Consider the following 10,193-nt stretch of genomic DNA (forward strand, 5'->3'; position numbering starts at 1 on the left):
CTCGAGACCCCAGCCAACCGGCTGAACCAGCTGCTCCTCGCAGCATAAAACCACGCGTTGCTCCCACAGCTTGACTTTGCCGTGAAACGAAGGTGGGAAGTCTGCAACTCGATCGCGCACGGGGTCTCGTCAGGCTCGACCAGCGGGATTGACGCGTTCCGCAGGTCTCTCAGGACAGGCGGGCAGCCCCGGCCGCGGCGCGCACCACGAACATGTCGGGGGCCGTGTAGCCGGCGGCCGCGAAGGCGTCGGCGACGGCCTGCTGCACCGCGGGGATCAGCGCGTGCGGGGTGAGCGCGATCGCCGAGCCGCCGAAGCCGCCGCCGGTCATGCGGGCGCCGAGGGCGCCGGCCGTGCGGGCCGTCTCGACGGCGAGGTCGAGCTCGGCGACCGAGATCTCGAAGTCGTCGCGCATCGAGGTGTGCGACGCATCGAGCAGGGAACCGATGGCGCTGGGGCCGTCTTCGCGCAGCACCCGCACGGTGTCGAGCACGCGCTGGTTCTCGGTGAGGATGTGCCGCACCCGGCGGAAGGTCTCCTCGTCGAGCACCGAGGCGGCCCGAGGCAGGTCGTCAACGCTGAGGTCGCGCAGCGACCCGACGCCCATCAGGGCGGCGCCGGTCTCGCAGGAGGCGCGCCGGTCGGCGTAGCCGCCGGTGGCGTGGGCGTGGCTGACCTTGGTGTCGATCACGAGCAGTTCGAGGCCGGCGTCGTCGAAGCCGAGCGGGATGACCTCGGATTCGAAGCTGCGGCAGTCCAGGAACACCGCGGCATCGGTCTGGCCGAGCAGCGACGCGGACTGGTCGAGGATGCCGGTCGGCGCGCCCACGACCCGGTTCTCGGCCAGCTGGCCCACCCGCACGAGCACCTGCCTGTCGAAGCCGAGGTTCCAGACCTCGTCCAGGGCCACGGCGGTGGCGCACTCGATCGCCGCCGAAGACGACAGTCCGGCGCCGATCGGCACGTCGGAGTCGATGTAGGCGTCGAACCCCGTCACCGCGGACAGGTCCGCGCCGTGTTCGCCGAGGGCCCAGGCCACGCCCAGCGGATACGCCGACCAGCCCGACACGGTCTCGGGGGAGAGGTCGTCAAGGGAGATCTCGACGACCTCCTCGGTGAAGGAGCTGGCGACCCGCAGCATCCGGTCGGAGCGCACAGCGAGGGCCACGACGGCGCGGCGGTTGATCGCGAACGGAAAGACGAAGCCATCGTTGTAGTCGGTGTGCTCGCCGATCAGGTTGACCCGGCCGGGACCGAACCACAGGCCGTCGGCATCGCGGCCGAACCTGCCGCGGAAGCCGCTGAGAATGCTCTGGTGGTCGCTCACGAGTGGGCCTCTCCGGTGGTGCTGTCGGTGGATGCCGCATCTGCGGCGTCCGAGCGCGCGATGGCGGCGCGGATGTTGTCGGCCGCCTGCTCGGGCGTGACGTCGCCGATCCAGGCGCCCATGGCGGCCTCGGAGCCGGCCAGGAACTTCAGTTTGTCTTCGGCGCGACGCGGGCTGGTGAGCTGCAGCATCAGCCGGATGTCGTCGCGGTGCACGTTCACCGGCGCCTGGTGCCAGGCGCCGATGTACGGCGTGGGCGTGGAGTAGAGGTGGTCGATGCCGCGCAGCAGCCGGCGGTACAGCACCGCGAGCTCGTCGCGTTCGGCCAGGGTGGTCCCCGCGAAGTCGGCCACCTGCCGGTGCGGCAGCATGTGCACCTCGACGGGCCAGCGGGCGGCGAACGGCACGAACGCGGTCCAGTGCTCGCCGCGCAGGATGACCCTGTCGCCGGCCTGTTCGCTTTCCAGGATGTCGGCGAACAGGGTGGGGCCGTAGCTCTCGATCGAGTCGATCAGCCGCTGGGTGCGCGGGGTCACGTACGGGTAGGAGTAGATCTGGCCGTGCGGGTGGTGCAGGGTGACGCCGATGGCCTCGCCGCGGTTCTCGAACGGGAACACCTGCTCGATGCCGGGCATCTGGGAGAGCGCGTGGGTGCGTTCGGCCCAGGCCTCGATCACGGTGCGGGCGCGGGTGACCGAGAGGCTGCCGAACGAGCCCTCGGTGGCGGGGCTGAAGCAGACGACCTCGCAGCGGCCGACCGAGGTGCGGGTGCGCCCCAGCCCGATCGTGCGCAGGTCGTCCAGGCCGGTGGGCGCGTCGTCATCGGTGAGCAACGGCCCGAACGAGGGCGACTTGTTCTCGAACACGGCAACGTCATAGTTGCTGGGCACCTCAGAGGGGTTCTCCGGGGTGGACGGCGCGAGCGGGTCCAGGTGCGCCGGCGGCAGGAATACGCGGTTCTGCCGGGCCGCGGCGATGGAGACCCACTCGCCGCTGAGCGGGTCCTGGCGCATGCGCGCGTTCGCCGGACGCGGGCCCAGGTCGCGCAGGTCGGGCGCCCGGTCGGGCGACAGGGTGGTGTCGGGGTCATCGAAGTAGATGAGGTCGCGGCCGTCGGCCAGGGTGTGCGGGTGACGCGCGATGCCGGCGTCGGCGACGAAGTCTGGGGTGTTGGTGAGGTCAGTCATGGCGGAGTCAACGCTAGCCGATTTGCGCAAGCGAAACCAGTGCTTGCGTATTGAAAAGTGACACAAAATAAGTGAAGATTGCGGTATGGCCTCAGCGGAACATCCGACCGACCGGGATGCGTTGCCCGCGCACCAGCGCCGGGAACAGATCCAGCGGCTCGTCGACGAGCGCGGCTTCGTGCGGGTCAGCGAGCTCAGCGACACCTTCGGCGTCTCCGGAGTCACCGCCCGAGCCGACCTTGACCAGTTGGAGAGCGCCGGCACGCTCACCCGCATCCACGGTGGCGCGGTGCCGGCCGGGATCTCCACCACGAGCCGTCCCGACCGGGAGTTCTCCTTCGAGGAAGCGCTCATCTCCTCGGTCATCCCCAAGCAGCAGGTCGGCGCGCTCGCCGCGTCCCTGGTGTCCAGCGGCCAGAGCGTGATCCTCGACGTGGGCACCACGACTCTCGCGATCGCCCGGGCGCTCGTGGCCCGCAGCGACCTTACCGACATCGTCGTGATCACCAACGGGCTGAGCATCGCCCTGGCCCTGGAACCGGCGATCCCGCGCTTCACCGTGATCGTCACCGGCGGCTCCCTCCGCCCGCTGCAGCACTCGCTCGTCGACCCTCTTGCCGCGACGGTGCTCAGCCAGGTGCACGCCGACCTCGCCTTCATCGGGTGCAACGGCGTGGACGTGGACGGCGGGGTCACCAACATCAACTTGCCCGAGGCCGGTGTGAAGACCCTGATGCTCGCCGCCGCGGCGCGCGCGATCATCGTGGCGGACGGTGCCAAACTGGGGCAGGTGCACCTGGGCCGGATCGGCCCGCTTGCCGCCTTCGACACCCTGGTGACGGATGCGGCCGCCGACCCGCTCACCCTGGCCCCGCTCCGCGAGGCCGGCCTTGCCGTGCTCCAACCGAGCTAATCCGAAATGACCACCATGTCGCCTGCTGCCGCCACCGGAACCCAATACGCGCTCACCCTGCAGACCCCGCAGGGCCCGGCCACCGCGACCATCACCGAGGTCGCCGCCGGTATCCGGGAATATGCGCTCAACGGCATAGACCTGGTGGAGGGCTTTGCGGCGGAGTCGGTGCCGCCGCTGGGCGCCGGCACGGTGCTGGTGCCCTGGCCCAACCGCATCCGCGACGCGATCTGGACCCAGAACGGCGTGCGGCACCTGCTGACCATCACCGAGCCCGCCCAGATGAACGCCATCCACGGGCTGCTCGCTGTCACGGCCTACCGGCTGGTCTCCCAGAGCGACACCGAGGTGACCCTGGCCGCCACGGTCTACCCGCAGGCCGGCTACCCGTACCAGCTGGACACCACCGTCAGCTATGCGCTCACGGCCGAGGGCCTGGCCGTCACCCACACCATCCGCAACGTCGGCGGCGAGAGCGCCCCGGTGGCGCTGGGCACCCATCCGTATCTCAAGATCGGAGACGTGCCCACCGCAGAGCTCGTGTTGCGCCTGAACGCGACCAGCCACATCGACGTGGACCACCGGCTCAACCCCATCGGCGTGAGCCCCGTCGGCGGCACGCGCTTCGACCTGCGCGCCGGCGCCCGGGTGGGCGGCCTCGACCTCGACGACGGCTTCGGCGGCGTGATCTTGCAGGACGGCCGCGGGGAGCACTCCCTCACCGCTCCCGACGGCCGCCGGGTCACCCTCTGGGGCGACGAGAACATGGCCTACGTGCAGGCGTTCACGCCGCGCAACTTCCCGGTGCGTACGGGCGAATCCACCCGGCTCGGCCAGGCCGTGGCGATCGAACCGATGACCGCGCCGGCGGATGCCTTCAACTCCGGCCAGGGCCTTCGCTGGCTGGCCCCCGGCGAAGAATGGGTCGTTCGCTGGGGAATCACCCCGACGGGTTTCGCAGCCTGAGCAACCCGGCCTAGGGTGGCGGGAGCGCTGCGCATACCGCGCTCCCGGACCGACGAGGAACGACCAGACCCATGGCAACACCCTCCCTGAGCACATCCGTCCCCACCGCTCCCGGCGGCCGAGCCCCGCTCAGCGCCTCCGACGAGGCCCGCCGGGTGGCGCTCGTGGGCATGAAGCGCCTGGCCCTGGGCCTCCTTCTGGCCATGGCCGTGGTCTTCGCGGTGTCGTTCGCGCTGCAGGAGCGCTACCCGTGGCTCGAGTACGTGCGCGCCGCGGCCGAGGGCGGCATGGTGGGCGCGATCGCCGACTGGTTCGCCGTCACCGCGCTGTTCCGCTACCCGATGGGGCTGCGCATCCCGCACACCAACATCATCGCCAACCGCAAGGACGAGATCGGCGAGAGCCTCGGCGAATTCGTCGAGTCGAACTTCCTCTCCGACGCCGTGGTGCGCGGCAAGCTCGAGTCCATCGGCATCTCCCGCCGGCTCGGCGCCTGGCTGGTGCAGCCCACCAACGCCGAACGGCTCACCGACGAACTCTCCCACGCCGGCACCGGGCTGCTCGACCTGCTCAGCGACGACGACATCAAGGACCTGCTCGAGGGCGTCGCCCGGGAACACCTGCTCGAGCCGCAGTGGGCGCCGAGCCTCGGCCGGCTGGGCGAGAACCTGGTGCTCTCCGGCCGGCACCACGCCGCGGTGGACCTGCTGGTGGACAAGGCCCAGACCTGGCTGCAGACGCATCCGGAGGCCTTCGGCACCTCGGTGTCGACACGGCTGCCCCGCTGGGTGCCCGGCTTCGTCGGCGAGATGGTCGACGACAAGGCCTACCGCGAGGTGCTCGGCTTCGTCGCGACGGTGCAGGCCGACCCCGGCCATCCGCTGCGCGAAGCCATCGACCGCTACCTGGCCGAACTGATGGGCGACCTGCAGCACGACGACACCATGATCGACCGTGTCGAGGTGCTTAAGCGGGAGCTGGTCGACAATGCCAAGCTGCGCGAGTTCGCCGGCGACGCGTGGGAGTCCGTCAAGCAGTCGCTGCTGGGCGCCCTGGCCGATCCGGCCAGCGCCGTGCGCACCGGCATCACCTCGACGGTGCTGGATGTGGGCGGCCGGCTGGTGCGCGACGCCTCGCTGGGTACCCGCATCGACCGCTGGCTGGCGGATGCGGCCGGCTACGTGCTGCAAAAATACCGGCACGAGATCGCCGGCGTGATCACCGAAACCGTGGAGCGCTGGGACCCGGCCGAGACCACCGAGAAGATCGAATTGCAGGTGGGCAAGGACCTGCAGTTCATCCGGATCAACGGAACCGTGGTTGGTGCGCTGGCCGGGCTGATGATCTACTCACTGGCCCAGGGGGCGGTGCTGCTGTTCGGCCTGTGACCGCGTGGCATTGCACCGGCAGGCCGGAGTAGACGCCCGGATACCCTGACGGCGCCCACCGCGGTGAGCCATACTGAAGCGGTGGAGAACGGTTCGAACAATACCGAGGGCAGCGCCGCCCCGGGCACGCCCACGCCCTCCACCGACCGGATCGTCGACGAGGGAATGCTCATCGCCCTCTCCGCCGTGCGGATGGCCCTGAAGAACCGCATCATCGTCGGCGCGCTCCGCGACCACAGCGACTACGACCCCGCGCAGTATGCCGCGCTCGCCCGGCAGGAGCTGCTCGAAGTCGCCCGGCAGAACGACGAGGACTCCACCCGGGTCGAACGCCTCGGCTCCTACCTCTCGCGCACCACGGGCGCCGGCAAGAGCCGGGAGCTCGAAAACAAGCGCAAGGACGTCGTGCGGCTGGGCCGGCGACGCACCCTGCACGACCACGTCGCCGAACGGCTGCGGGAGATCGCCGACGACGACGACAAGGTCGGCGCTATCGTGCAGCAGGCCCGCGCGGATGCGCTCCAGGAGATCAACGACGCCCTCGCGGCGCGGCTCCTGGCCCAGCGCGTCGACCCGCGCCGGCCCGGCTACGCGGCCGCCCGCGCCGCGCAGATGCGAGCCGTGGGCAAGATCGACCTCGCCGCCCTGGCCAAGAAGACCCGGCACACCCGCTGACGTTCTGGCCGGGTGCCCCGCCGGGCGTCAGGCGCGGCGTTCTTCGGCGCCCCCGCCAGCGCGAAAGCCGTCGCCGTTCGCTACGCTCGAAGGGTGGATACCCAGGCAATTCAGACTTTTCTCGATGACAGTGATTTTTCCGGTGTGGTGTTGGTGCGTGACGGCGACCGCACCATCTTTGAGGCGGCCCGCGGGTTCGCCACGCCGCGTTGGCAGGTGCCCAACACCCTGGACACCCGCTTCGACACGGCGTCGATCACCAAGCTCTTCACCAGTGTGGCCGTGCTGCAGCAGGTGGATGCCGGCCGGCTCGACCTCGAGGCGTCGATCCACGAGTACGTCGACCTGGCGGGTACGACCATCGGCACCGATGTGACGCTGCTGCACCTGCTCACGCACACCAGCGGTATCGCCGACGATGTCGACGAGGAGGCCGGCGAGGAGTACGAGGCGTTCTGGGCGCGGACGCCCAGCTACTCGCTGATTGAGACCCGCGACTTCCTGCCGCTGTTCGCCCAGAAGCCGCCGTTGGCGCCGCCCGGAGTGCAGTGCGAGGACTGCAACGTCGGCTACATCCTCGCGGGCCTGGCCGTGGAGAAGGTCGCCGGCCTCGGCTACCGCGACTACGTGCAGAAGGAGGTCTTCGCCCGCTCGGGCATGACCGACTCGGGTTTCTTCGACCGCCGCGACGCCGTGGAGCGGGTCGCGGAGGGCTGGGACCGCCGCAAGGACGGCAGCTGGGTCTCGAACATCTACAGCTCCCCGGCGATCGGCTCGCCCGACAGCGGCGCGCACACCACGGCCGGTGACCTGATGAACTTCCTCAACGCCGTCCGCGGCGGCCAGCTGCTCTCCAAGGAGTACACCGACGAGTTCTTCACTCCGCAGGTGGACTACGACGACGACGTGAAGTACGGCTTCGGCTTCGAGTTCGACCTCGACGACAACGGCAAGGTGCGTTCGTACTACAAGGACGGCGTCAACGCCGGCGCCAGCGGCATCCTGCGGCACTACCCCAAGACCGGCCTCGACGTGGTCGTGCTCAGCAACGCCGAAGAGGGCGCCTGGGACCTCGTGGTGGAGATCGACGCCCAGTTCTAGCCTGATGGCGGCGCCGCGTGGCGGTGCCGGTATGCCGGTATGCGGGTCAGGCGCCGCTATGCGGGTGGCACGCCACCCGCATAGCGGCGCGGCACCCGCGCACCGGGAAATGGGTCGCTCCGACCGCGTGTTCCGGCGGCGGGTAGCCGCGCAGAGTTCTACTTGGCAGTTGTCGGCAGCGGGCAGCGCAGCTGGGTGCGCTCGCCGCTGCGGTCGATGTCGTGCGCGGTCATCGGCTCGCCGCAGAGCGGGCACCGGGACACCGGGCGCTCCTGCACGGGCACCTCATCGTCGTACGGGCCCAGCGGCGGTGGGCCGATGAACGGCAGCAGCCGCCCGTTCAACCACGCCGTGAAGCCCCCGGCCTCCTTGATGGTCGGTTTGCGTTTCTTGGCAGCGGTCATAATAGTTAGTGTACTAATTAAACGGCGCCGTGGCCACGGGTGCCAGACGACGGATGCCCCACCCCGGATGCCAGCTCAGGAGACGCGATGACCGAACCGAACGTGCTCGCCCTGGAGAACCAGGTCTGCTTCGCCCTCACCGTCGCGGCCCGCACCACCGTGGCCCTGTACAAGCCGATCCTGGAGCCGCTGGGCCTCACGCATCCGCAGTACCTGGTGATGCTGGCCCTGTGGGAGCAGCACCCGCGCACGCTGCGCAGCCTGGCCGAGGTGCTGAGGTTGGAGCCGGCCACCCTGTCACCGCTGCTTAAACGGCTGGAGGCGACCGGCCACATCCGCCGTGAGCGGTCGGCGACCGACGAGCGCGCGCTGCAGGTGACGCTGACCGAGCACGGTCGGCAACTGCGCCGCATCGCCGAGACCATCCCGGAGCGGGTGGCCGCCACCCTGGAGATGTCGCCCGAGAGCCTGATCGCGTTGCGGGACACCCTCAACGAGGTCATCCGCGCCACGACCGCGACCCGGTAACCCGAACCGGCGGCGGAGTCGTACGCTGGCGGCATGCAGAAGATCTCGATCGAAGCCCTCGCCCGACAGCAACTCGCCGCGGCCGCCTCCGCCAGCAGCGGCCGGGCGGCCGACACCGTCTACGGCGGCCACGAAAAGGTGCTGCGCCAGACCGTGATCGGCATGGTCAAGGGCACCGTCTTGGCCGAGCACGAGAACCCGGGCGACGCCACCGTCTTCGTGGTGAGCGGGCGGGTGCGGCTGATCGTGGGGGAGGACTCCTGGCAAGCACGCACCGGCGACCTGCTCATCGTGCCCGACGCCAGGCACAGCCTTGAGGCCGAGGAAGATGCGGCGGTCCTGCTGACCGTCGCGAAGCGGCCCTGACAGCGGTCAGCGCGCCTCGGCTCGCTGGGGGAAACCCCCTACTGGGGCGGTGCGGGCCAGCCCAGGGCGAGTTCGGTCGCGGCGGCGCTCGCCGCGGTGATGTCCTCGGCGCTGCCGCCGTTCTGCGCGGCAGCCAGCCCCACCAGGAACAGGCTCAGCGGCGCGGCCGGCCGGGCCACATTGTGCGCCACGTCCCGGGCCACGTCGAGCAGCAGCCCGGTGGGGACCACGTCGGGGTCGAGGCCCAGCCGGGCCGCGAGAGCGGCCAGCCACTCGTCGAGGGCTTCGGGCGGGAGCGGAATGTTGGTGCTCATGGCGTCACTCCTCGGTGGCGGTGGCGGTGGCGGTGGCCACGGATGCGGCGACGGGCGCGGAATCCGCGGCGTCGGTTTCCATCGTGGCACCGGCGGCAGCCGGCTGGGCCACCGGCAGCTGGGTGGCGTCGAACCGGCCGGATTCGGCGTCGATGGTGAGTACCCGGCCGATCAGCGGTTCGCCGGTGCCGGTGATCAGACGGATGGCCTCCGCGGCCAGGATCGCGCCGGCCTGGCCGCGCAATGCGCCCAGCACGCCGGCGTCGGACGGGGCAGCGGCCGCGCCGGCCGCATCCGGGTCGGCGCCGAAGAAGTCGCGCAGCCGGGTGGAGCGCTGGCCGCTGCGTCGCGGCGGGCTCGACCAGAACACCGACACCTCGGCGTTGCCGCGCGCCACGGAGCCCCACACCAGCGGCAGGCCGAGGGTGGCGCAGGTGTCGCCCACGAGGAACGGCTGCGGGCTCAGGTCGCTGCCGTCGATCACCAGGTCGTAACCACCGAGGATGCGGGCAGCCGACTCGGCCGTGAGGTCCTCGTCGTGCGCCGTCACGGCGGTGTCGGGAGAGAGGGTCAGGATGGTGGTGGTCGCGAGCACCAGGGCGTCGACGTCGAGCGGGCCCACGTCGGCCAGCCCGATCGTGCCCACCCCGGCCGCGGCCAGGGAGCGCACGGCGGGAGCGCTGAGGCCGGTGGTGCCCAGCACCAGCACCCGGGCGGCCGCGAGGCGGCGGTGCCCGAGGTCGTCGATCGGGGGCAGTCGCAGCTGGGGAAGGTTGCGCACCTGCTCCAGGCGCGCGGTTTCGGTGGGGCTGAGCGGGCCGGTGGGCTCGACGAGAGGGGGAAGTGCCATGACACTACGGTACGCGGCAATCGCACCGGCGCCGCCCTCGCCGCCCCGGTCATCCGCGGCCCCGCGTCCCCAGCTTCGCGCATCCTGCCGCCACACACCCAGAGTTTCCCGCATCCCGCATCCCGCACCCGCATCCCGCATCCGGCACCCCGCATCCCGCACCCCGCATCCCGC

The 10,193-nt window shown here is 70.7% G+C and carries 12 protein-coding genes; 7 read left to right on the forward strand and 5 right to left on the reverse strand.

Annotation, left to right across the window (positions count from 1 at the left end; translation table 11 throughout):
- Positions 1-169: 169 nt before the first annotated feature.
- Both galK and galT read right to left on the reverse strand, forming a co-directional pair.
- A complete protein-coding gene (gene galK / locus CXY76_RS00055; RefSeq protein WP_104162244.1) occupies positions 170-1,327 on the reverse strand; it encodes a galactokinase in 1,158 nt (385 codons plus the stop codon).
- The gene (gene galT, locus CXY76_RS00060) at positions 1,324-2,514 is read right to left on the reverse strand and encodes a galactose-1-phosphate uridylyltransferase (RefSeq protein ID WP_104162245.1); all 1,191 of its coding nucleotides are present in this window, start codon (positions 2,512-2,514) and stop codon (positions 1,324-1,326) included. Before galT ends, galK begins: the two co-directional genes overlap by 4 nt.
- Positions 2,515-2,599: 85 nt before the next feature.
- On the opposite strand from galT, the gene CXY76_RS00065 reads away from it, so the two are divergent.
- From CXY76_RS00065 to CXY76_RS00085, 5 genes are all read left to right on the forward strand, one after another.
- Entirely contained in the window at positions 2,600-3,427 is an 828-nt protein-coding gene (locus CXY76_RS00065) for a DeoR/GlpR family DNA-binding transcription regulator (RefSeq protein ID WP_104162246.1), read from the forward strand.
- A 6-nt stretch (positions 3,428-3,433) separates the two neighbouring features.
- Positions 3,434-4,393 carry an aldose 1-epimerase family protein gene (locus CXY76_RS00070; protein WP_233199484.1) on the forward strand — a complete coding sequence of 320 codons (960 nt, stop codon included), beginning with the start codon at positions 3,434-3,436 and terminating at the stop codon, positions 4,391-4,393.
- 71 nt (positions 4,394-4,464) lie between these two features.
- Complete coding sequence (locus tag CXY76_RS00075) at positions 4,465-5,781, forward strand: DUF445 domain-containing protein (RefSeq protein WP_104162247.1); 1,317 nt, start codon at positions 4,465-4,467, stop codon at positions 5,779-5,781.
- Positions 5,782-5,862: 81 nt separating this feature from the next.
- Entirely contained in the window at positions 5,863-6,456 is a 594-nt protein-coding gene (locus CXY76_RS00080) for a hypothetical protein (protein WP_104162248.1), read from the forward strand.
- Positions 6,457-6,549: 93 nt separating this feature from the next.
- A complete protein-coding gene (locus tag CXY76_RS00085) occupies positions 6,550-7,557 on the forward strand; it encodes a serine hydrolase (protein ID WP_104162255.1) in 1,008 nt (335 codons plus the stop codon).
- Positions 7,558-7,715: 158 nt separating this feature from the next.
- Here the strand turns inward: CXY76_RS00085 and CXY76_RS00090 are convergent, their stop codons facing one another.
- Positions 7,716-7,961, reverse strand: coding sequence for a hypothetical protein (locus tag CXY76_RS00090; RefSeq protein WP_104162249.1), 246 nt, complete (start codon positions 7,959-7,961; stop codon positions 7,716-7,718).
- A gap of 87 nt (positions 7,962-8,048) precedes the next feature.
- Here CXY76_RS00090 and CXY76_RS00095 point away from each other — a divergent pair, with 87 nt between their 5' ends.
- Positions 8,049-8,489, forward strand: coding sequence for a MarR family winged helix-turn-helix transcriptional regulator (locus CXY76_RS00095; protein WP_104162250.1), 441 nt, complete (start codon positions 8,049-8,051; stop codon positions 8,487-8,489).
- Between the two features lie 33 nt (positions 8,490-8,522).
- On the forward strand, positions 8,523-8,855 hold the full coding sequence (locus tag CXY76_RS00100; RefSeq protein WP_104162251.1) for a cupin domain-containing protein: 333 nt from the start codon (positions 8,523-8,525) through the stop codon (positions 8,853-8,855).
- Between the two features lie 38 nt (positions 8,856-8,893).
- On the opposite strand, the gene CXY76_RS00105 is transcribed toward CXY76_RS00100, so the two are convergent.
- Complete coding sequence (locus CXY76_RS00105; protein ID WP_104162252.1) at positions 8,894-9,169, reverse strand: DUF6457 domain-containing protein; 276 nt, start codon at positions 9,167-9,169, stop codon at positions 8,894-8,896.
- A 4-nt stretch (positions 9,170-9,173) separates the two neighbouring features.
- Positions 9,174-10,019: a ThiF family adenylyltransferase gene (locus CXY76_RS00110; RefSeq protein WP_158253807.1), complete on the reverse strand. Its 846-nt coding sequence runs from the start codon at positions 10,017-10,019 to the stop codon at positions 9,174-9,176.
- Positions 10,020-10,193: the final 174 nt, after the last annotated feature.

Source organism: Cryobacterium sp. N22, assembly GCF_002929555.1.
GTDB lineage: Bacteria > Actinomycetota > Actinomycetes > Actinomycetales > Microbacteriaceae > Cryobacterium.